The following is a 22,672-nucleotide window of genomic DNA, read 5'->3' as shown; positions in this document are numbered from 1 at the left end:
TGTGACTTATGTACTAATGGACTATGCCAGTTATATCTATGTTTTACGGGCTAATTGTCAGCCTGTATTATTTCGACAATAAACAGCACTTTACACCTCATATTCATGTTCGTTATGGTGAAATGGAAGCTGTTTTCACGATTGAAAGTGGCGAGTTGTTAGAAGGAAAGTAGCCAAAAGGTAAAATCAAACTGGTTGAAGCCTGGATTGAAATTCATCGAGAAAGCCTAATGGCCGACTGGCAACTTGCCATCAATGGTCAAAAGGTATTCCCAATTGATCCTCTAAAATAAATTGGTTATGAATCCGCGCGTTATAGGCGTAAAACCGCTCGAGGATTATCGCCTTGAGTTACTATTTACGAATCAGGAACGAAAACTATTTGACGTAAAGCCCTATTTGTCTATCGGCATTTTTCAAGAATTACGGGATACATCTGTGTTCAACGGAATCCGCGCGTTTAATGGTAGTATAGTTTGGCCCAATGACCTTGATTTAGACCCTGATACGCTGTATTTAGATAGTCAATCGATTAGTTAGGTAGCAACTAACTCAAATAGCTTCTAATAAAAAATGGGGAGCTATCCGCACTACAGCAAGTATAAAAACTAATTAATTGGTCGGCCATTTTTGATACAGAAGGCCGACCAATTCGTTTATCCCTATGGTTTGTATTCGAAAGGCAACAACTATTGACAAAGATGCCATCCTCCAACTCCACCGGGAAGTAGCCCGGATAAGCCAGGGCATTGCCCGCACCGAACCGGAAATTACGGAAGCCTATATCGAAACGCTTATTCAGACAACTGCTCGGCAGGGTCTTATGCTGGTTGCCATAATTGATTCGGAGGCAGTTATTGCCGAAATCCATGCATCCAAATACGGGTTGCGTATTTTCGACCACATTCTGACGGGTTTAACTATTGCCGTTCATCCAGCTTATCAGGGTAAAGGTATCGGTAAAAAGCTGTTTCAGGCCTTCCTTGATAACGTTCAGCAACTATTCCCCGAAGTAAGCCGGGTCGAACTCGAATCCAGATCCTCAAACCAGAAATCGATTGGCCTGTATCAACGTCTGGGTTTTGAGCTGGAAGGCCGGATGAAACACAAAACCCGAAATCAGGACGGCTCCTACGAAGACAGCCTGCTCATGGCCTGGACCAAACCGGGCTTTGTCCCTTAACTGTACCGAGCGTTACGCTACTAATTGTATTCTTTCGTAACTTCATCACTCCATAAGCTATACACTAAATGCTCTCAACCTGTGTTAACGATCTGTTAGAAGCCCCCGATGCCAAACTGGTTATCGAACGGGCGCAGGTTATTTTGGCCGATGAAGCACAGCGCCGTAAAGCGTTCCGGGAATGGCTTCGTGACGATATCAAAGCCGAATTTATCAACGGTGAAGTCATCATGCCCTCACCCGTTAAACGGAGGCATCTGGACGCTTCTAAGTATCTGGAAAATCTCTTGCAAAACTACGTTTTACTTAATGACCTGGGCGTAGTCGATTCTGAAAAGGCCCTCGTCGGTCTGACACGTAATGATTATGAACTAGATATCTGCTATTGGAATCAGGAAACAGCCAGCTCATTTCAGGACGACCAGATGGAGCACCCAGCACCTGATCTGATCGTTGAGATTCTCTCAAAAAGTACAACTGGGCGCGACCGGGGAATTAAGTTCGAAGATTATGCCGCACACGGCGTTGGGGAATATTGGATAATTGATCCCGTTCGGAAATCGGTCGAGCAATACCAACTGGACGAAGCGACAATGGCTTTTGCTTCCGTAGCTACGTTGTACATCAACGATACACTAAACGCCCTTACCATACCCGGCTTCCAAATTCCGGTTCAGGCTATTTTTGATAAGAAAGTCAATCTGGACACCTTACAGCTACTCATGAAAAAATCAGCCTGAGCCAAGGCTGCAACCTCCTTTATGATTACCATTACCCAAGCCACCGAACACGACTTACCTACTATTCAGGATATTGCTCACCGAACCTGGCCCAATACATTTGGGGAGATTCTATCCCCTAATCAGATTAGCTACATGCTCGACATGATGTACAGTCTGGAATCACTGAAAAGTCAGGTCAATGATAAACAGCACGTTTTTTTGTTGGCTAAAGATGATACGACCCAGGAGTTTCTGGGCTATAGCTCGTATGAGTTGAATTACAAAGGCCAGCCGCTTACCAAAATCCACAAAATTTATCTGCTCCCAGCCAGTCAGGGCAAGGGTGTGGGTCGTTTGCTGATTGATGCAGTGGCCGAGGTTGCCAAAGCCAATAACAACGACCGATTGGGACTGAATGTGAACCGCTACAACAAAGCTATTCAGTTTTACGAGCGCGTTGGTTTTTCCATCGTAGGGAACGAAGACATTGACATTGGCGACGGATTTCTGATGGAGGATTTTGTGATGGGAAAACCGTTATAGGACTTTTGCAAGAACCCCCACCCGGTCCGTTCTTCAATTCATTCGCAAATCCTCTATTGATTTTTGCAAAATCCTCTTTGGATATCTAGCGATTTAGCCGCAGAAAATGTATTTTTAGGATTCAATTCAACGAATTCGGGTAGTGACTTCGTGTTGACTAACTGATTCTAAGATGAATATAATATTAACATCCAATAGTATTATTCTATAGATTCCACTGGAACTGAGATTGATACTACTTCTCAACAAACAAGTTTGAAACCATTCTTTTTCACCCGAATCCAGTATACCTCTGGCGACTGGGATACCGATCAACGAATGCCGTCTAATCTGATGCATTCACTGGTTGAGTATACTACTCTGGCTGTCGATCAGAAGGAGCGTGTGGTGCAACTGAGCAGTCCCGACTTGTTTAAAAGTCCGTTCTGCTACCTCAGCGGTCACAAACTGGTGGAGTTTTCGGCTCAGGAGCGCGACCATTTCAAACGCTACGTTCAGAACGGGGGCTTCGTTTTCGTCGACGATTGTAATCATGATGTCGATGGTTTATTTGCCAAATCGTTCGAGCAGGAAATGGCCCGCACATTTGGCCCGAAGGCCTTGCAGAAAATTCCGAATACGCACCCGATCTATACCTGTTTTTTCAAGTTTGACGATGGCCCACCAACCACCTCATTTGAATTGAACGGCTGGGGCGACGACCTGGTGCATGATTACCTGAAAGCCATTATCGTCAACGGGCGTATTGGGGTATTGTATAGCAACAAAGATTACGGCTGCGAGTGGGATTACGACTTTCGGAACAAACGCTTTCTGGCCGAAGACAATACAAAGTTTGGTGTCAATATCATCACCTACGCCATGGTATACGTATAAGATGTAAGATGTAGAATGTATGATATAGGATGTGGCTTCCAGAGATAATTACATCTTATATCATATATTCTACATCATATATCACTTAAAAACAACCTGATAAATAGAAACACTTGGAATCAACAGACTTAACCCACTACAAAAAACTGGTGGCCAAACTGCCCCAGCTACGCAACGAAATTGGCAAGGTAATTATCGGTCAGCAGGAAGCCATCAGCGAGGTATTGATTGCCCTGCTGGCGGGTGGGCACTGTCTGCTCGAAGGGGTACCAGGGCTGGCCAAAACGCTGATGGTCAAAACCATGTCGGATGCGCTGGCGATGCGGTTTAAACGCATCCAGTTTACCCCCGACCTGATGCCGGGTGATATTGTCGGTACCGAAATCCTGGAAGATGACCATGAGACGGGCCGTAAGGTGTTCGTATTTAATCAGGGACCTATTTTTGCCAACGTCGTGCTGGCCGATGAGATCAACCGGACGCCCCCCAAAACACAGGCGGCCATGCTCGAAGCCATGCAGGAGTATAAGGTTACGTATGGCGGGAAAGATTATCCGCTGCCCAAACCCTTCCTAATCATTGCCACCCAGAACCCGATTGAGCAGGCCGGAACCTATCCACTCCCTGAAGCGCAGCTGGACCGCTTTCTGCTCTATATCAAGCTAAGCTACCCTGCTGAGCACGAGGAACTGAACGTCCTGAAAAGTACAACGGGCACTAACCGTCCAGAGCTAAAAACCATATTATCGGATCTGGAAATTATTGAGTTGCAGAAACTGACGCGGCAGGTTCACATCAGCGATGAGTTGATCGACTACATCAACAAACTCGTACGGGCAACCCGCCCGGATGGATCGCCGTCGTCGTTTGTCAAGCAATGGTGCCAATGGGGAGCGGGTCCACGGGCTGGTCAGGCACTGGTTCTGTGCGCCAAAGCCAGAGCCGTACTCAACGAGCGGTTTTCGGTCATTCCCGAAGATATTCAGACCCTGGCCTACCCTATTCTTCGTCACCGAATTGCCCTCAACTTCCGGGCCGAAGCTGAAGGCATCACGACCGATAAGGTTATCAAGCAGTTGCTGACTGAACTTAGGCTGGCGTAAACCGCAACACCATGCTTACTACTGATCTGATCAAGCTCAATAATTTACAACTGGCTGGTAAACTGGTCAGTGATGAGTCGTTATTGGGGATTCAGGCGAGTCAGCGGTCGGGGATTGGTACGGAGTTCGAGCAGTTCAGGCACTATGCCCCCGGCGATGATCCGAAGCGCATCGACTGGAAATTATTTGCCAAATCGAATCAATATCTGGTACGTGAATCCGCTACCGAGAGCAACCAACAGATTCGATTCGTGCTTGATTTATCGGGTTCGATGAACTACAACGAAGCGGGTGTGAGTCGGTTACAATACGCGAAAATTCTGCTGGCCTCGCTGGCTTACCTGGCGAACCGACAAAGTGACCAGATTAGTCTGTACAGTCTGCACGATGGCACTATTCAGACGCTGGTTCCGGCTGGTAAGCAGGCCTTTATGAAAATCGTAGCCACGCTTGAATCGGCAAAAGCATCGGGATCATGGACCACGCAGACCAGTTCGTTTCCAGAGTTCAGTCGCAAACAAAGCCAGATGCTCATTCTGGTATCCGACTTTTTGCAGGTCAATGACGAGTGGGTAAACCTGATTCAGAAAGTGGCTGGCCCACGTCGGGAAATTATCATTTTCCAGCTACTGGGTGATCAGGAAATGGACTTTTCGATGAGTGGGTTTTATCGGTTCCAAGACCTGGAAACGGGCCGTGAAATTGAACTGCAGGCCGATGCCATTCAGGATATTGTCCGACAACGGTCTTCGGCTTACCTGAGTAGCCTCGAAGAAAGCCTACGTATCCCGCATGTCCGATTGATCCGTGTCCTGTTAAGCGACCCAATTGCCTTGGTATTGAAACAGTTTTTGTTGAGTTAAACGATTTACGGTTTACCGTTTGCCGCAAACATGCAATTTATAGAACCTGTCATTTTGTGGGGAACCCTGGCCGTCGTTGTTCCGATAGCCATACACTTCTGGCACCAGAAGCAGGGAAAACTATTACCCTGGGCAGCTACGCAATGGCTCCTCGAAAAACAGCAACAGCAAAGTCGCGGCCTCCGGCTCGACAACTTACTACTGCTGCTCGTACGCTGTATTCTGCTTATTCTGTTAGCGGTTCTGCTAGCTCAGCCTATACTAAACTGGGCGTCGAAAAAGCCTGCCATTACCCAAATCCACCTAGTGCAGCCCAACCCGACAGTCGCCGACAATTTCCGTTTTGAATTAGCTGAAGCGTTAAAAAAAGGAGAGCGTGTCATTTGGGCGAACTCGACTTTGGAACCCATTCAGGCCGACTTGAAATCCAGCCAATCACCCGGTTCGTTTGGGCCTCTGACTATACAATCAGCGATCAATCAGGTCAATCTTTCCAATACGGAACTGCATTTATACATCAATAACAATCAAGCGCTGGCTGATGTACCGGCTATTGTCGTGCCGTCACGATTCAAACTGCATAGTATCGGGGATTCAAGCACACAACCGCGCCCATACATAGTTGTCAAAAACGGACGCAGGCTATTTCTGAATCGGGCGGGGCAGTTGGTCAGCAGCCCGTTGCTCGACCCAGCCCTAAAATTCCAGGCTGAACCGACGCATACAGGCCCCATTCATACACTAGTTGCTTTCAAAAATGTACGCGAGCAGCAAACCGTAAAAGCGTCGCTGGCAGCTTTGACGGATGTATATGGGCTGGATTTGCTTGTAGAGGAAAAAAGCGTCCCGAATCAATTGTACGATTGGGTACTGACCGACCAGTTACCCGCCAATCCATCGCTCAAAACCTTGTATGTAGTATCGGGAACGGTGCAACATCCAACTACTGACAACGTCATTACAACGGACGAAACGCTGACTCCACAGACGTCAGGCCGTGTCGAAACCGGTCAATTACCAGAATGGCTGGGCGAATTATTAATCAGGCATTACGGGCTGGCTTCGTTCACGCAACCGCTGAGTCAGCAGGAATTGAACGCCTTATTTGTCCCCTCGGCTAAACCAAAAACCGAACAGCAGGCAGGTCTGCAAAATGCCCTTTTCCTGTTGGTACTCGTTATTATAGGAGTTGAACGCTGGATGGCTTTAACCAAGAACGCATGAACGAGCTAAAACGTCTTATATCGTCAGTCACTTATCAGTTGTATGCCAATGCTCTGTTGCGCTGCCTGCTGGTTGCAGCTGCGGTCTATTTGCTGGTATTTACCTTTACAGGCTCTATTCTCTGGTCGCTGCTGTTGGGTCTGGTCGGATTTGGCGCGTGTGCTTTTGTCAATAAACTATATCAGGATAAAAAACCACAGGCCATTCGGCTTATCCACCAGACGGTTGGTGATGCCGAATACAGCCTGCCTTTGCTGACCAAGCCCCAACTTAACCTGGCCGAACAGCTCCAGCTCGACCGACTCAATCAGCAGGTACAACAGGTGCAAATGCCCGTCGTTGTGCTATCGAAAGCTGGGATTTATAGCCTGTTTTTGTTACTCGCTCTGGGAATTTATGTAGGCTATCCCCGCTTAAGGGCAGTTTCCTCACCCACGAACCCGAAAAAAACGAGCTTCTTATCGGCTATTCTACCCGAACAAAAACCCACTGCCCCTACGTTCGAGTCGGCCAGTTTACGCATCCAGCCACCCGCTTACACACGCCTGCCCGAGACGAACTCGTCGAACCTAAATGCCTCGTCGATTGTAGGGGCTACACTGACCTGGCGCGTTCAATTCAGCGGTTCCGGTCGGCTATCGGTACGATTGGTAGGCAGCAAAGGGCAGGAACTGGCGTTCAAAGTATCCGGCGATGATTTTGTGTATCAGGATCGGTTGATCAACTCAGGCCTGTACGCGATTAAAGCTTACTGGCGTACCGAAAGCAAAAAAGACTCCCTAATCTATCAATCCGATTTTTACCGACTAGAAGCCCGGCCTGATCTGGCTCCTAAAATTGAGCCAGATTCAAAAGAACTATATCAGTACCATTATCTGAAAGACCCCAAAACGCTGAACATTGGTGCCCGGATTTCGGACGATTTTAGCGTATCACAAACCTTCATTGTAGCAACCGTTGCGCGGGGGTCGGGCGAAAACGTAAAATTTCGGGAAGTAAAAATGCCGTTGCCCCCAACCAATTTTAAAGACTCCCGAATCAACAAAACCATCGACCTGAAAGCCCTGAATTTTGCCCCCGGCGATGAGCTATATTACTACTGGGCCGCTTTCGACAATCGCCAGCCCGAACCGAATTTCACCAAATCGGATACCTACTTTGTCGTTTATAAAGACACAACAAAGGCAGAAGAAAGTGAACTAGCGACCATGGCCGTCAACATTATGCCCGAGTATTTCCGCAGTCAACGACAGATTATCATCGATACGGAGAAACTGATTGCTGGCCGGAAAAAGATGGCGACCAAACCATTCAACAGCCAGTCCAACGAAATCGGCTTCGATCAGAAAGCCCTTCGGCTTCGGTATGGCCAGTTTCTGGGCGAAGAGTTCGAAAAATCTATTGGTGGAGGAAGTCCACTACCCACTAACAATGAAGGTGCTGTAGTAGCTGGAATGGCAGCTATCCAAGCCTATATGCATAAGCATGACGAAGGCGAAGGTGATAATAGTACCCCTGCTCCCACTCCTGTTCACTCAGCCGATGATGGTCACAATCATAACCATGGCGGTGGAATGAACGACGATAAAGATCCATTAGCGGCTCTTATGGAGCAATATGTGCATAACCACGATGATGCGGAAACCAACACATTCCATGAGCAATCGACCCGTTCGCTGTTGAAAATGGCGCTGGAAAATATGTGGCAGTCGGAATTGCATTTGCGGTTATACGAACCCGAAAAGGCCCTGCCTTACGAACAGGAAGCCCTGAAGTACCTGAAGCTATCGCAGCAAAAAGCCCGGTCGTATGTGAAGAAAACCGGGTTCGATCCTCCGCAAACCAAAGAAAAAGAAACCCGGCTTACGGGTGAGTTTAAGAACGTTACGGATGCGTTTCGGCAGGACCGTCGATACAGTCAGCAACGGATTGAAGCGTTGGTAGCGGACGTACTGGGGTATCTGGACCTCCCCCAACTGACGAGTCAGCAAAAGCAAACGACTCAGCAACTGGGAAATGCCCTAGCCGATCAGGTGGTAAACAGCGGCTTATCGAGCTGGTCGGTACTAGCTAACCTACAGAAACTAGCCACGGGAAAACTGTTATCGGCTTCCGAAAAAACCAACCTTAAAACCCGGCTTTACGCCTTATCGGGTGCATCGGAACGTACTGGTCCTGCCTACGTAAGCGACCGAAAGCTACAGCAAGCATTCTGGCAACATTTGAAGTAAAGCGGGTGGAAACCCGCATTAAACCAAACGACGGGTTTCCACCCGCTTTACTACTTAATGCATACAACTGTCAACTGGACTTTACCGATTAGCTGGCTCATTACTCTGGCCTTATTGGCCTTGTTACTGGTTCAGGTCTGGTTTATTCTCCGTAACAAATCATTGTCTACATCCAGAAAATGGATTCGGGGTGTTTTGAATGGTTTCCTTTGGCTGTTGCTGGCTGGTTATTTTTTACAAATTCAGTGGCCTGTTGATCGGGCAAGTAGCCATGCGTTGCTCCTTGGCGATGAAGTTCCATCCGGGTTTATCCGGCAGATAAAGGATAGTCTGCACATTCAGAAAAGTTTTACCAGCCGAAATTTCAAACCGAAGTATGATTCGGTTACGCTGGTCGGGCAACAGTTTCCGGTCGAATTGCTAACACAACTGAGTGGAGCCGCCATACGATGGGTTCCTTACAATGCGCCTGATGCGTTGCAGACGATTCATTGGAAAGGGATTGTCAGGCAGGGCGAAATCCAGCGCGTGACGGGTTTGCTGACTTCCTCGAAAGAGCAGTGGCTTCAACTCCGGTTTGGCAATAAAACGATTGACAGTTTACTCCTGCATGAGGGCACCAATCCGTTTGTATTCCAGTTTCCGGCATTCGGCAAAGGGCATAGCCAGGTCGAGCTAGTGCTGGGCGGCACCGCACGAAGCACAACGGCACTCGATACGCTTCGTTTTTACACCCGGCCAACCAATCCGCTCACGGTTCAATTTGTATTAAGTAGTCCCGACTTTGAGAGCAAGACGTTGGCTGATTGGCTCGGCAAACACGGGCATACCGTTATGGTTTCAGCGACGTTATCTAAAAACATTGGCAGTAATCTGAGTATTAATCAGTCGGGAAAAGGAGCCACTAAAACCACACCCGATCTGATCATTACCGAACCAAGCGATGCTACCAACCCAATCCTTCGAAAAGCCGTTGCCGATGGGAAAGCCGTTCTGTTTATCAACCTGACGAATCCCGAAACCGACAGTCGGTCTATCAACCAGGCGCTGGGAAGTCATTGGCAGGTACGTAAATTCTCGAATGAGCCACAGGTTCCGGTTGGCAATGGCTTGAATGCGCTCCCCTATCGTTTTGCCGACCAGCCGACTCAGTTTGCTGTTTCAGGATATCCAGTGGCTGTTCAGCGAACAATCGGTCGTGTCGGAGTCAGTTTGTTATCCGAAACCTATCCACTTTCGTTAAGTGGCGACAGTATAGCCTACAGCCGAATCTGGACGGCCATTCTGGCGCGTTTGTCAGCCTCAAATCAGAATAGTGTTCAGGTCGATGCACCGATCTATAGTCACATCCGGCAAGTCATTACGGTCAACAACCCCACCAATCGACTAGCTACGTTACGGGTTGGCCAGGACACGCTTCGGTTAGCCTACTCCCCACTAAACGAACGTTCTGCCTGTGGTCAATCGTCGTTCAATCAGGCAGGCTGGCAGCCCGTGCAGGATTCACTGGCTTTGTATGTGGGCGGTCCGGACGGAACCCAAACCCGCGACCCACTGCGTGACAGGCAGATAGTTCAGCAATTTTTACGGGCGCACGAGCGAGCGCAGTTGATCCATAGTCCGACAGATCAAACCCAAACAGCTTCATTACCCAACTCAACCTGGCTGATCCTGTTGCTGGTATGCTTTACCGCTTTGTGGATCGAGCCGAAGGTGCGGTAAGCGTTCTACTTCTGAATCATCGACAGCAGCAATTCGGGCTCATTAGTCGTAATGTAATCAACCTGCTGACCCAATAACCAGCTTAAATCAGCTTTATCGTTTACCGTCCAGACATTAGTGGACAATTTACGTTGGCGGGCATCCTGAATCCAGGCTTCGTTTTTCCGAACGACAGTCTGGTGATAATCGAAACCGTCTAAATGATCGGCGGCTAATTGCTCGGGTGTTTTATCGCCCATCAAATACGATACTTTGGCTTCTGGGGTTAAGGCTTTTACTTTCTTGCAGACTTCGTAATCGAAGGCAATATACTCGACCCAGGCCTGGGCTTTCATCTGGTGAACCATTTTAACCACACGTTCCGTTAACGCCAGCGATCGGTCCTTACCCAGTCTTGACGTTTTTATTTCAAGAATCAGCTTTGTTTTTGTCTGCTGCATCCCTTCCGACAAATAAGCTGCCAGGGTTGGCAACGACTCTCCGTTGCTCAATTTCACTTTTTCCAGCTCGGCGGCAGGTGTTTTTTCGATTTCAATACCCTGAATCGTATGATCGTGGTTGACGAAGAGTACCGAATCGGATGACATATGCACATCGAATTCACTACCCATACAACCCAGTTTAATGGCATTCTGGAGAGACGTTAACGAGTTTTCGGTTGTACCCGCCTGTTTCCAGGCTCCCCGGTGTGCAATCACCTGATTTCGAATAAACGTATCCTTTACCACACGGAAGGTATCGCGTACTGTTCCTTTTGCCCCTATTCCCTCTACAATGACATCATACCAGGGTTTATCGGCATTAGCCGCTCCCGTTTTAATCGAAAGCCGATTGACATTGTCTAGCGAAAACAGTTTGGCGTTAGGGCCTTTTAGTGATAAGCGCTTTATGGGTTCCTGCGTCCGTAATGCCCCAATAGTTAGTTGCGACGGTGTATAGGTGTAGTTAGCGAGTGAAAACACAGATTGCGCCATTCCAGACAACATGCCAGCAGTAGACATAACAACAAGTAGAAAAGCGACTTTACCAGATAAATTCATGGGAGCGTTAAGCAAATAGTCTAACAGAAAAGAGGAAGAACCGACAGAGCTACTTTAGCTCTGTTACCTATTCTTGCAGGAATAGTGTGCGAATAACGGCTAAAAACAGAAAAAAGGTAATCCCACAGAGATTACCTTTTCGTTATTAATCGTTCACTTTTCTATAAATAGAGTGGCCGGCTATCGAAGCGAACTGGTACTCGTATCCGCTTTTTCGGTTGATTGGTCATGATGTTTGTGCCTATAATGTCCATCGCACCCGTCATGATGTACCCCATAGGGAGGACCATAGTAGCCCCGGTGGCCCCAATAGTGATAACCGGCCGAACGTGGTCCTACGAAAGCCATCAGGCCTCCGAACGTGAGGGCCGCGGCAAGCACTACAGCCCAGGGATTCAAGCGTTGTCTCATTAGTTTCGTCGTTTAAATCGTGGTTGTTCCTTCGTTTGATTTTGTTTCGGTAGTGTTCCAGTCGGAATAATCTCCACAACGTCCCTGTTCGAAACGCTGCTTAAACTGGTTGTACTCGTCGTCGCTCATCTGCCGGATTCGATCGGCAAAGGCAGGCATATACCCAAAGCGCCGTGATCGCCACCCCCCTCGCCGGAAATGTCCTCGGCCAAAAAGCCGAAACAGCGTACCGATAAGTATAAAAAAGAGGATAACGCGCAGCAGGAAGAACGGCATAATGAATAAAGCAGCGCCCAAAAGTACACCGGCGAGAATCGACCTTACCAGATTGTTGTTCATTGTATGTAGTGTTTAAGTTGTTGTTCTACAGAGGTTGACGAACAACCGAAGGAATTACTTTACAGGTTTTGATTTTTTTGTCAACCTCAATAAAAAACCCCACCAGATTACCGGGTGAGGTTTTCGATCGACTGCATATAGTTACAGTCGGGTCAATTATTGGTTCGCTTCCAGCCACCCCAACGTCGTCGCCATTCGGTTTTAAACTGAGCCCTTTCTTCATCAGTCATCTGTTGCCATTTTTCGCGCCATTGATGCCTTGGCCCAGAGGGCGGTCCTCCGCCAGACGGATTGAACCGGAATCCACCAAACAGAATCCGAAACAAGACCAATAGCCCCATCGCCTGCCAGTAAGTAACAGCCTTAACCGGAGCAACGGCTACCAGTACCTGGTTCCAGAGCCAGTAGACAACGTATGTTATACCAAGCAGGGCTGCCAGAAAAAATAAAGGAAAAAAGCCAAACCGTCTTCGTCCGTATCGGGGTCTCATCGTCTTAGAGGTTATCGAGTTCGTCGTAAAGAGATTGTAGCCGTTTCCGCAAATGCTGAACGGCATAACGTTTTCGTGAAATAATGGTTTTCAGGTTTTCGCCAGTTTCATCGGCTATTTCCTGTAAGGTACGGTCTTCCAGTTCATTCTGAACAAATACAGTACGCTGGTTTTCGGGCAGTTCGTCCAGTGCCCGCATCAGTTCTTCCCAGAAAATATCCTTAAAAAACTGATCTTCGGGGGTTCGAGGATCCGAAAGCAGAATTTCCCGAAGACTGACGTCTCCTTCGTCGTCTTCAATCATCAATTCCGACAACGGGTCTTCCTTTTTCTTTCGGTAGGCGTCAGTTATCCGATTGCGGGCCACTTGATAAAGCCAGCCGCTAATACTTTCGATCGCATCCAGATCAACCACTTTACTAAGCTGAAACCAAACATCCTGCAAAATATCTTCGGCATCTTCATCCGAACGCACCTGCCCCCGGATAAACCGCGACAGTCGATTCCCATACTCTCTGACGGTACCGATAATGGTTCGTTTGGGTGGTTCAGCCATACGTGGATGCCTTAGGATTTCTCCCCATCCTGACCCGACGTCAGGCGGTCGAGGGCGTCAAAGATTCTGACTTTAAAAGGTTTATCGTGCCGGATAATTAGTGACGTCAACTAAAGCTTATAGGATAAAGCTTCAATTGGTTCTGGCCTAGTACCCACAATGTGTTTCCTGTGCCATAATTGTATCGATTCAAGTCACCAAATCTAACCGCATTTAGCCAACAAAAAAAACGAGCCGACTGTACCAATCCTAGCGAAGCAATCTAAAAACTATTATCTTCCCTCATCGTTTCTCCACAAAAACGAGACCGTCATTTCTAACCCACAGCACCAATGCCCGTATTCACCCTCGGTATCGAAGAAGAGTTCCAAACCATTGACCCCAGCACCGGCGAGTTACGCTCACATATGTCGAAGATTGTCGACGGGGGCCAGATTGTCCTTCAGGAGCGTGTGAAGGCCGAAATGCACCAGGCCGTTGTTGAAGTCGGCACGAACATCTGCAACAATATTCAGGATGCCCGCCAAGAAGTAACGTACCTCCGAAAGATGATTATCGAACTGGCGGAGAAACAAAACCTGAAAATTGCAGCCGCTGGTACGCACCCTTTCTCCGACTGGCAGGAACAGCTTATAACTCCCAATGAACGCTACGACCGACTGATTGAAGAAATGCGGGATGTGGCCCGTTCCAACCTGATTTTTGGCCTGCACGTTCATGTCGGAATCGAAAGCCGAAACGAGGGTATTCAGATTATGAACGCGGTGCGGTATTTCCTGCCTCACATCTATGCCTTATCGGCCAATTCGCCCTTCTGGCGGGGACGAAATACGGGCTTTAAATCGTATCGGTCAAAGGTATTCGACAAGTTCCCACGAACGGGTATCCCCGATTTCTTTTCATCAGCTGCCGAATACGATGAGTACATCAACCTGCTGGTGAAAACGGGTTGTATCGACAATGGAAAGAAAATCTGGTGGGACATCCGACTCCATCCGTTTTTCAACACCATCGAATTTCGGATCTGCGATGTACCTATGCGGGTCGATGAAACCATTTGCCTGGCCGCCATTATGCAGGCACTTGTTGCCAAAATTTATAAGCTTCACCAGCAAAATCTAAATTTCCGCCCCTATCGACGCATCCTGATCAACGAAAACAAATGGCGGGCAGCTCGCTACGGTATCGAGGGGAAACTGATCGATTTTGGCAAACAGGAAGAAGTGCCAACCCACCAGCTTATTCATGAATTGCTTAATTTTATTGATGATGTAGTGGACGAACTGGGTTGCCGCGCCGAGTGCGAGTATGTACTGAAGATCCTGGAAATGGGCACCGGAGCCGATCGTCAATTAGCTGTTTTTCAACAGACCAACAGCCTGAAAAGCGTCGTTGATTATATTGTCGAGGAAACTTCTTTCGGCGTCCTATAGTTATTCTCTGAACCACCGTCGACAACTAACTAACTGCAATACAACCACCTATGAACTTAATAAAAATAGCCGTTCTAGACATGAATAACAGCCATGCCAATGAAGGTATGCGCTGTATTCTGCACGCAATTCGGAATATACAGGGTAGTGAGTCCGTAGAACTTGCACTCGATATTTTCGATGTTCGGTCAAAAGATGAAGTCCCTGATCTGGAGTATGACATTTACATTTCGTCGGGAGGTCCGGGCAGTCCCCTGGCTTCGCCAGCTCATTGGGAAGCCCGTTATTTTGAACTCATCGACCAGATCATCGACTGGAACAGGCATAATGAGCGCAAGAAATACGTTTTCCTGATCTGCCACTCGTTTCAGTTGGTTGTCCGGCACCTGGACCTGGGCTTGTTGAGCCGACGGAAATCCACCTCCTTTGGTATCTTCCCGGTTCATAAAACGGACGAAGGCGTAGAAGAAACGCTGCTGGAAGGACTACCCGACCCCTTCTTTGCCGTCGACTCACGCGACTTTCAGATTACAGAACCCAACATGGAACGGCTGGAAGAAATGGGCGCCAGCATTTTGTGTCTTGAAAAAATCCGTCCTCATGTGCTACTGGAACGGGCAGTCATGGCGATTCGGTTCTCCCCCGAAATTATTGGAACTCAGTTCCACCCGGAGGCCGATAACGAGGGTATGCTGAGGTACTTCCTGCAAGACGAAAAACGGAACCATATTGTCCTGAATTTTGGCCAGGAGAAATACGACGCCATGGTATCATACTTACAGGACCCAGACAAAATCGCTCTGACAGAGTCCATAATTCTGCCCGGTTTCTTACGGCAGGCTATCGAAGAACTAACTGCAACTGACCTGTTTCTCGAACAAAATTAAATTTAGACAGGATTAACAGGATGGATAGGATTTGATTTATAGTAAATCGTGTCTATCCTGTTAATCCTGTCATACTACCTTTATGATTCAGTCTGTTCGCCAAACCTACAATCAAGCCTTTAGCCCGGAGCAATACCGGGCTTTTTTAGCGAAAATAGATACCGATCTGCCTGGCCAGCTCGATTTTCGCGTTGCTGAAACACCCGTCTTCGTCCCAAAAGTATTGACAGACAAACTTCTGGAAGCCTGTAACGATATTATTGAAGTAATTACCCGCGATGATTTCAAAGCATTGACCGAAAAGGCCATTCCAACAGGGCAGCATGTACCGAACGAAGATGAACATACGCAGTTTCTGGCCGTCGATTTTGCCGTCTGCCACGATGAGCAGGGCGAACTAACCCCACAGCTTATTGAGTTGCAGGGCTTTCCGTCATTGTACGGCTTCCAGCCATACGTAGCCAGTCTGTTTCGCAGCTTTTATCCAATTCCAGATCATCTCTCACACCTATTCACGGTTGATACGAACGACGAGTATCTGGAACGTCTCCGTCAGTTGCTGGTCGGGGATTACAGCCCCGAGGAAGTCATTCTGCTAGAAATCTATCCTGAAAAGCAAAAAACACGTATCGACTTTGTGCTGACCGAAAAATACACAGGTGTTGGGCCAGTTTGTCTGACGAAAATCCGGAAGGAAGGTCGGTCATTATACTACGAAAAGGATGGTCGACAGATTCAAATCAAGCGCATCTATAATCGACTCATTTTCGACGATTTACAGAATTTTCCGGATCTTAAAACAGACTTTCACCTCACCAACGATGTGGATGTAGAATGGGTTGGTCATCCAAACTGGTTTTTTCGAATCAGCAAATATACCCTGCCGCTGTTGAAAAGCCCCTACATTCCAACGAGTTACTACCTTTCGGATCTAACTGATTATCCTGCCAACCTGGAAAACTACGTGCTCAAGCCGCTGTTTTCGTTCGCGGGCAGTGGGGTCAAACTGAACATAACCCAGGCCGACCTGGATGCAATTCCCGCCGACCAGCGCGACGGGTACCTGCTCCAGCGCAAGGTAAAATACGAACCCCTCATTCAGTCACCAGATGGGTTGGTCAAGTGTGAAATTCGCATGTTATTTATCTGGCCCAAAGCCGATCCGAAACCTACGCTCATCACCAATCTCAGCCGTCTGAGCCGGGGCGAAATGATTGGGGTCAACTTCAATAAAAACAAAGATTGGGTTGGCGGCTCAGTCTGCTTTTTTGAGAAATAAGGTTTAGTTTTTAAACACAAAGACGCAATGGGTTCGCAGAGACTACAAAGGTTTTGCGTTCTTTGCAAACCCATTGCGTCTTTGTGTTTAATGATACGTTTACTATGACCCCTCAACCAGTTTCTCCTACGGAAAAAGCATTATTTGATCTTACCGATAAAGTCGCCATCATTACCGGAGCCAGCAAAGGCATTGGCGAAGACATAGCCCGCGTATTTGCTCGTTTTGGTGCCAAAGTCATCGTCAGCAGTCGAAAGCAGGATGCTTGCGATGCCCTTGCTGCCGACATTCGGGCCCAGGGTGGCGAAGCAACAGGCATTGCCGCCCACGTAGGCGATTCTGACCAGCTCAGGCAACTGGTCGATAAAACCATTGCTACATACGGCGGCATTGATATTCTGGTAAATAACGCGGCCTCTAACCCTGTTTTTGGACCTGCTCTGGAATGCGACGGCGGTGCTTTTGATAAGATTATGCAGGCCAATGTGAAGGCCCCATTTGAACTGAGTAAGCTTTGTTACCCAAGCATGAAAGAACGAGGGGGGGGTAGTGTAATCATGATCAGCAGTATTGCCGGACATACCCCCGACCCTGGCCTGGGTATCTACAGCGTCAGCAAAGCATCGCTGAATATGCTTACCAAAGTGCTGGCCAAAGAGTGGGGAACCGATGGGATTCGGGTCAATGCTATTTGCCCCGGTCTTATAAAAACCAAATTCAGCCAGGCCCTTTGGCAAAACGAGAAAATACTCGATCATTTCACCAAACGCCTGCCTATTGCCCGCATGGGTAACCCCGAAGAAATCAGCCCATTGGCGCTGTTTTTAGCCTCAAACGCATCGTCTTACAGTACGGGCAGCCTGTTCTACGCCGATGGTGGCACAGTGATTTGAGAATAGGCAAGCCTGGTAAGGATTTGTTAACCCTACAGTCATCCGTGATCACACTCGGCTATTTATGCTCACTCCTGACTATTCTCTCTTATGCAACCACCTGTTGAAACGCGTGAAGTCTGGCTACGCGGGCCACTTCCTGATATGCCTCCCTTGCTTCAGCCGATTGCTCATGCGCTGATGCAGGCACAGGAGGAACTTCACATTCTTATGCAGGGTTTCCCAGACAATTTGCTTTGGGAACGCCCTGCGAATGTTGCCTCTGTCGGCTTTCACTTACAACACCTGACGGGTGTACTGGATCGACTCCTTACCTATGCCCGTACCGAAGCCCTTTCGCCTGAACAGTTAGCCGCCTTAGCTGCCGAAGGAAAGCCAGGAGCCCCGATACCAACCGTTCAGGAATTAATACAACAGTTTGATATGCAGGTTAATAAAGCCCTTACTCAGCTTCGGGAAACCAAGGAAGAAACGCTAACTGAAACACGAGGTGTTGGGCGGGCGCAGTTGCCTTCAACCGTGATTGGTCTGCTAACCCATGCCGCCGAACATACCATGCGGCATATTGGGCAACTATCGGTCACAGTGCGGGTTATACCGCAAGTACGCAATAGGCGCAGAGAGACATGACTATATCGAGTCCATTACGCACTTGCAGTTCAATCTAAATGAATCATACAGATTACTTAACAGTTTAAGAGGTTTTTAAGTTACTCTTTATCGGCACTTCATTCGAGCGACCGATCTTTCGGCAGAAAGGCTCACCAGAAGGTGGGTCTGTTCACTAAAACCATTCTTAAACTTATGAAAACGTCCGTTTGGGCTGCCTGTGTGGTAGCCGCTCTTTGCGTTAACACGGCTTTTGCCACTCCTTCACAGGATAAACCCGTCACCAAAACGACAACGACTACAACCGTAAAGAAAACCACCCCGGCCAAGTCAAAAACGATGACCAAGTCAGTTCATAAAAAACACGTAAAGCAAAGCACTGAATAGTCTATTATAAACGAAAAAGCAGCCCATTCTGGTGGGCTGCTTTTTCGTTTATAATAGATTATTCACAAATAACTATTGGACAGATAAAATCTTAAATTCAGTGCGTCGATTTTGCTGGTGTTCGTTTTCAGTACAGTTCACCCCATCGACGCAACCATTCACTATCTCCGACTCGCCATACCCACGAGCAACAAGCCGATTCGCTGAAACTCCTCTTGATACCAGATAGTCCATAGCAGCCCGGGCACGGTTTTCCGACAAACGCAGGTTGTAAGCATCTGTAGCGCGCGCATCCGTATGCGACCGAAGTTCAATCTGCATCTGCGGATATTCTTTCAGGATAGCCAGCACATGGTCAAGTTCGTGTGCAGCGTCGGCCCGGATGAAGAATTTGTTCAGGTCGTAATAGATGTTCTTGAGTTGGAATACATCCCCTACCCCATATAATCCCAACGAGTCGGTAACCACTTTCGTTTTACGTTTAGCTTTACCGTATTGTGCTTTTTTGGTGGCGTACCGATCCTTCTGAGCGGTAATGGTGTACGGTGCATTCGGTTTCACATCGAATTCATAGCCACCATCGGGGCCAGTCATGACGGTCTGTTCGGTTTTGTCCTTTTCATTCCGAAGCGTCACTCGAACCCCTTTAGCGGGTTGCTGGTCCACTTCAGTTTTGATTACCCCTTTGACCAGCGTATTCTCTGACCGCTCAAGATAAATCGATACGTTCATGACGGGTTTGGGCGACTGAGTCAGGGTTGAGAACCGAACGCTGTTCATAGCATACCCTTCTTTAATCGCTTTGAATTCGTATTCGGTATTGGTATCGACACACAAATCGGTTCGCCCCTGCATATCGGTTATACGGAGATCCTGGTTTACGCCATTCCGCATGATCCGAACATCCGCATTTTCGAGGGGCGTATTGGTTTTTGCATCGTATACCAGAATGTTAAGCTGTTTACAGGTGCGCCGAAACGAATAGATATCATCGTCGCTCACGCCCTTTTTGCGGTTGCTGCTTACATAGCCCGATGTACGGTTCTTATCGGTAATAAACCCGAAATCATCTTTTTCTGAATTGATCGGTGCCCCTACGTTCTGAACACCTTTATAGGCAATTCCATCCTTAAGCTCAGCGACAAAAACGTCTAGCCCTCCCAGCCCTTCATGACCATCTGACGAGAAGTACAGGTTATCGCCTTCGGCTACAAAGGGGAACATCTCATTTCCTTCGGTATTGATCTCCTTCCCCATATTTACGGGTGTACCCCATTGGCCGTTATTAAATTCAACGACATAAATATCGGTACCACCGTATCCACCCGGCATATCTGAGGCAAAGTACATTTTTGTGTTGTCGGGAGAGAAGGCCGGGTGACCTACAGAGTACTCATTACTGTTGAATGGCAACTCCTGAATATCGACCCACTTGCCATTTCGATTCACGGAAGAGTACAATTTCAATTTTCTAACACCATCCGAACTTTTCCCTGCTTTTCCTTTACTTGTGTTGTTCCGGGTAAAGACAATGAAGTTCTGATCTTTGGTGAAAGTCATTGGCCCTTCGTGGTATTTCGTATTGATCGTACGGCTAAAAATTTCCGTTTTGCTCAACTTTGTTTGTTCAACAGCCGGATCAGCAGCACCGGGTTTTGCATCGCTACCTCCGCCCAGCACAGCCGAGTTACCTGGTCGCATCAAATCGGCTCCCGGCACACGAAGCTGGTTGGTATCCGGGTGAAAATAAAGGTCCAGAAAAGGTGTCTGATTCCAGTTAAAGACTCGTTTCAGCACACCTGACTCATCACGCGCCGATACAAAAACCAGCCCATTTTTGTAATACATCGGACTAAAATCAGCCTGCCGTGAATTGATTGGGAGACTGTACATCCGGTATGATGACGAGTCCTGATAAAACCGGCTCATATCCATATAAGAGACCGTAAAACGGCGTCCACGGAGGTCCTGAGACTGCTTTTCGCCATATTGACTATACATTTTCTGGGAATCCCGGTATTTACCGTTAGCTGCCAGCGCCTGTGCATAATACAGATACACCTCGCTGTCGAGATCGGTATAGTCTTTTACCAGCTCACCATATACTCGCTCAGCATTGCGGGTATCCTGTAGTTTACGGTAGCTATAGCCTAACTTAATCAGGGCTTCGCGTGTTTCGGCGGGGTCTTTCTTTCGGTCGGCCCGCAGAAACTCCTCGTACGCCCGCACTGCGCTGACATAACTAAGATTGTCGAACTGCTTATTAGCCGCTCGTAGCCGCGCACTTTGTGCCTGAGCAGTCAGGCTCCAGAAGGCCAGTCCTGCAATAATTAGGACCTGTACAATTCGGTTCATGGTGTTAGTACATTAATAGAAACTTTGGGCTTGCCCGAAAGCTATCAAATAAGATGCCAACTTTTTCTCAACTCGTTAAAAGCTAGGGCAAAATCGTCCTGCCTTTTACATCACCCCCAAAAAGTACAATTTAAAATAACTAACAATACTTAACAAACCGTTCACTAATCAATTATTAGGCGTAACACTTTTTTTGTTTCGGGCACAATTCGAAACCGATGGTCAATCCGGCGACCAATCACCCAGGCAATCTGTCCGTCAACCAGCATCACTGAAATCTGCTCCCGTTCTGTACGGGTCACTTTAAGATCATTCAGGAAATCACTAACCAATTTACTCCCCTGTAGGCCCAACGGTCGGAACCGATCTCCTAGCCGCCACAAACGAATTGTAATAGGAAAGTTGATTTTACCCGCATCCAGGCAGGCAATTGTTGGAACCGAAGAGGGTCGAAAATCAACTGGCCTTTCGCCTAGTCCCATCTTAAGCGTTTTCCCATTAGGAAGGCGAACCGGTTCAGCCGGTAGCTCTGTCAATGTTATTTCGTAAGTATATTGATCAGGCAGCGGTTCTAGTAATAACCCAGCCCGCTCATGAACCACCCGGTGTGTGCTCGACACAAATACCTGTCCAACTTCCTGATCAAGTGCTTCAACCATCTGCTCAACCTGAGTTTCTGTAAAGCTGAACCGTTTAAGCCATTCGGTCAATCGAAAAGACAGCTCGGATACTTTGTTCAATTTGTTGGTAGGTAGTAAGATCGTCTCGCCTTGTGGTTCGGCAATTTCCTGCCAGGACCGGTTTAGTTCGGCTTTCATCAACTGCTCAGCCGCCCGAAGTCGTTCCACCGTGCGGGGTACTGTTTGCCACAAAGCGGGGTTTATTCCTGTCAATATCGGCACTACATGATGACGAATCCGATTACGGGCATACTTATCCTCAGGATTGGAGCTATCTTCTCGATACATCAAGTTTTGTTCCGTCAAATAGGTAGCCAGTCGATCACGGGTAGCAAACAGAAGTGGACGCACGACATCATTCTGGCGACTGGCGATGCCGTGCAAACCAGCCAGGCCTGTACCACGCGTTAAATTTAGCAACAGGGTTTCGAGTACATCGTTCTGATGGTGTGCTGTTGCTACACAGGCGTAGGAGAACTGCCGACGTAATTCCGCAAACCAATTGTAGCGAAGTTCACGGGCTGCCATTTGGATCGAAATACCTTTTTCGGTGGCAAACGCAGCCGTATTGAATGCGGTAAGATGAAACGGAACCCCATAGTGTTCAGCCTTGTTTTTTACAAAAAGCGCATCGGCATCGGATTCATTTGCCCGTAAACCAAAATTAACGTGAGCAATGGCAAATGGCTGGCGAATACGGTGGAATAATTCGGTCATCACCATTGAATCGAGGCCACCGCTGACAGCCAGCAGTACCCGGTCGGTCGGGGCAAACAGGCGATTGTCGTTAATAAATGCTAAAAAGTCCTGTTCCAACATCCGGTGTCGGCCTAATGCCGTAGTTT

Annotated in this window: 24 protein-coding genes, 1 tRNA gene and 1 pseudogene; 16 read left to right on the top strand and 10 right to left on the bottom strand. The window is 47.9% G+C overall.

What is annotated here, in order from left to right; genetic code table 11:
* The first annotated feature begins 23 nt into the window (after positions 1-23).
* From dhiT to B5M13_RS08245, 10 genes and pseudogenes are all read left to right on the top strand, one after another.
* A pseudogene (gene dhiT / locus B5M13_RS34515) lies at positions 24-293 on the top strand (type II toxin-antitoxin system toxin DhiT).
* Positions 294-300: 7 nt separating this feature from the next.
* On the top strand, positions 301-540 hold the full coding sequence (locus tag B5M13_RS08285; RefSeq protein ID WP_080055235.1) for a DUF2442 domain-containing protein: 240 nt from the start codon (positions 301-303) through the stop codon (positions 538-540).
* Between the two features lie 124 nt (positions 541-664).
* A complete protein-coding gene (locus B5M13_RS08280; protein WP_080055234.1) occupies positions 665-1,183 on the top strand; it encodes a GNAT family N-acetyltransferase in 519 nt (172 codons plus the stop codon).
* A 68-nt stretch (positions 1,184-1,251) separates the two neighbouring features.
* Positions 1,252-1,923 (top strand): Uma2 family endonuclease, encoded by a 672-nt coding sequence (locus B5M13_RS08275; protein WP_080055233.1) that lies wholly within the window; start codon positions 1,252-1,254, stop codon positions 1,921-1,923.
* Between the two features lie 21 nt (positions 1,924-1,944).
* A complete protein-coding gene (locus B5M13_RS08270) occupies positions 1,945-2,448 on the top strand; it encodes a GNAT family N-acetyltransferase (protein WP_155297214.1) in 504 nt (167 codons plus the stop codon).
* 255 nt (positions 2,449-2,703) lie between these two features.
* Positions 2,704-3,324, top strand: a complete 621-nt coding sequence (locus B5M13_RS08265) for a DUF4159 domain-containing protein (RefSeq protein WP_080055232.1) — start codon at positions 2,704-2,706, stop codon at positions 3,322-3,324.
* 113 nt (positions 3,325-3,437) lie between these two features.
* The gene (locus B5M13_RS08260) at positions 3,438-4,427 is read left to right on the top strand and encodes an AAA family ATPase (protein ID WP_080055231.1); all 990 of its coding nucleotides are present in this window, start codon (positions 3,438-3,440) and stop codon (positions 4,425-4,427) included.
* A gap of 11 nt (positions 4,428-4,438) precedes the next feature.
* On the top strand, positions 4,439-5,290 hold the full coding sequence (locus B5M13_RS08255; RefSeq protein WP_080055230.1) for a DUF58 domain-containing protein: 852 nt from the start codon (positions 4,439-4,441) through the stop codon (positions 5,288-5,290).
* Positions 5,291-5,320: 30 nt separating this feature from the next.
* Positions 5,321-6,514, top strand: a complete 1,194-nt coding sequence (locus tag B5M13_RS08250) for a BatA domain-containing protein (protein WP_080055229.1) — start codon at positions 5,321-5,323, stop codon at positions 6,512-6,514.
* On the top strand, positions 6,511-8,745 hold the full coding sequence (locus B5M13_RS08245) for a hypothetical protein (protein WP_080055228.1): 2,235 nt from the start codon (positions 6,511-6,513) through the stop codon (positions 8,743-8,745). Before B5M13_RS08250 ends, B5M13_RS08245 begins: the two co-directional genes overlap by 4 nt.
* 166 nt (positions 8,746-8,911) lie before the next feature.
* Here the strand turns inward: B5M13_RS08245 and B5M13_RS34400 are convergent, their stop codons facing one another.
* From B5M13_RS34400 to B5M13_RS08215, 8 genes are all read right to left on the bottom strand, one after another.
* Entirely contained in the window at positions 8,912-9,046 is a 135-nt protein-coding gene (locus tag B5M13_RS34400; RefSeq protein ID WP_262508073.1) for a hypothetical protein, read from the bottom strand.
* A 548-nt stretch (positions 9,047-9,594) separates the two neighbouring features.
* Complete coding sequence (locus tag B5M13_RS33375; protein ID WP_155297213.1) at positions 9,595-9,804, bottom strand: hypothetical protein; 210 nt, start codon at positions 9,802-9,804, stop codon at positions 9,595-9,597.
* Positions 9,805-10,230: 426 nt separating this feature from the next.
* Positions 10,231-10,338: transfer RNA gene (locus B5M13_RS33370), tRNA-OTHER, on the bottom strand.
* Between the two features lie 134 nt (positions 10,339-10,472).
* Entirely contained in the window at positions 10,473-11,468 is a 996-nt protein-coding gene (locus B5M13_RS08235) for a glycerophosphodiester phosphodiesterase (RefSeq protein WP_245859850.1), read from the bottom strand.
* A gap of 219 nt (positions 11,469-11,687) precedes the next feature.
* Positions 11,688-11,918, bottom strand: a complete 231-nt coding sequence (locus B5M13_RS08230; RefSeq protein ID WP_080055225.1) for a hypothetical protein — start codon at positions 11,916-11,918, stop codon at positions 11,688-11,690.
* A gap of 12 nt (positions 11,919-11,930) precedes the next feature.
* Positions 11,931-12,257, bottom strand: coding sequence for a hypothetical protein (locus B5M13_RS08225; RefSeq protein ID WP_080055224.1), 327 nt, complete (start codon positions 12,255-12,257; stop codon positions 11,931-11,933).
* A gap of 152 nt (positions 12,258-12,409) precedes the next feature.
* Complete coding sequence (locus B5M13_RS08220) at positions 12,410-12,748, bottom strand: hypothetical protein (RefSeq protein WP_080055223.1); 339 nt, start codon at positions 12,746-12,748, stop codon at positions 12,410-12,412.
* Positions 12,749-12,752: 4 nt separating this feature from the next.
* Positions 12,753-13,304, bottom strand: coding sequence for an RNA polymerase sigma factor (locus tag B5M13_RS08215; RefSeq protein ID WP_080055222.1), 552 nt, complete (start codon positions 13,302-13,304; stop codon positions 12,753-12,755).
* 332 nt (positions 13,305-13,636) lie between these two features.
* On the opposite strand from B5M13_RS08215, the gene B5M13_RS08210 reads away from it, so the two are divergent.
* The 6 genes from B5M13_RS08210 (at position 13,637) to B5M13_RS08185 (ending at position 18,792) form a co-directional block, all read left to right on the top strand.
* Entirely contained in the window at positions 13,637-14,737 is a 1,101-nt protein-coding gene (locus B5M13_RS08210; RefSeq protein ID WP_080055221.1) for a carboxylate-amine ligase, read from the top strand.
* A gap of 50 nt (positions 14,738-14,787) precedes the next feature.
* Positions 14,788-15,624: a type 1 glutamine amidotransferase gene (locus B5M13_RS08205; protein ID WP_080055220.1), complete on the top strand. Its 837-nt coding sequence runs from the start codon at positions 14,788-14,790 to the stop codon at positions 15,622-15,624.
* Positions 15,625-15,706: 82 nt separating this feature from the next.
* Positions 15,707-16,903, top strand: a complete 1,197-nt coding sequence (locus B5M13_RS08200) for a hypothetical protein (RefSeq protein WP_080055219.1) — start codon at positions 15,707-15,709, stop codon at positions 16,901-16,903.
* 104 nt (positions 16,904-17,007) lie between these two features.
* The gene (locus tag B5M13_RS08195) at positions 17,008-17,796 is read left to right on the top strand and encodes an SDR family NAD(P)-dependent oxidoreductase (protein WP_080055218.1); all 789 of its coding nucleotides are present in this window, start codon (positions 17,008-17,010) and stop codon (positions 17,794-17,796) included.
* Between the two features lie 90 nt (positions 17,797-17,886).
* Positions 17,887-18,426 (top strand): DinB family protein, encoded by a 540-nt coding sequence (locus B5M13_RS08190; RefSeq protein ID WP_080055217.1) that lies wholly within the window; start codon positions 17,887-17,889, stop codon positions 18,424-18,426.
* Positions 18,427-18,600: 174 nt separating this feature from the next.
* Complete coding sequence (locus tag B5M13_RS08185; protein ID WP_080055215.1) at positions 18,601-18,792, top strand: hypothetical protein; 192 nt, start codon at positions 18,601-18,603, stop codon at positions 18,790-18,792.
* 72 nt (positions 18,793-18,864) lie between these two features.
* Here B5M13_RS08185 and B5M13_RS08180 read toward each other — a convergent pair whose 3' ends face one another.
* On the bottom strand, positions 18,865-21,147 hold the full coding sequence (locus B5M13_RS08180) for an OmpA family protein (RefSeq protein ID WP_080055214.1): 2,283 nt from the start codon (positions 21,145-21,147) through the stop codon (positions 18,865-18,867).
* 164 nt (positions 21,148-21,311) lie between these two features.
* On the bottom strand, positions 21,312-22,646 hold the full coding sequence (gene tilS, locus B5M13_RS08175; RefSeq protein ID WP_080055213.1) for a tRNA lysidine(34) synthetase TilS: 1,335 nt from the start codon (positions 22,644-22,646) through the stop codon (positions 21,312-21,314).
* Positions 22,647-22,672: the final 26 nt, after the last annotated feature.

The organism is Spirosoma aerolatum, from assembly GCF_002056795.1.
Taxonomy (GTDB): Bacteria; Bacteroidota; Bacteroidia; order Cytophagales; family Spirosomataceae; genus Spirosoma; species Spirosoma aerolatum.
Note: the sequence above shows the minus strand (reverse complement) of the source record. Positions and strands in the feature narration are given on the sequence as shown.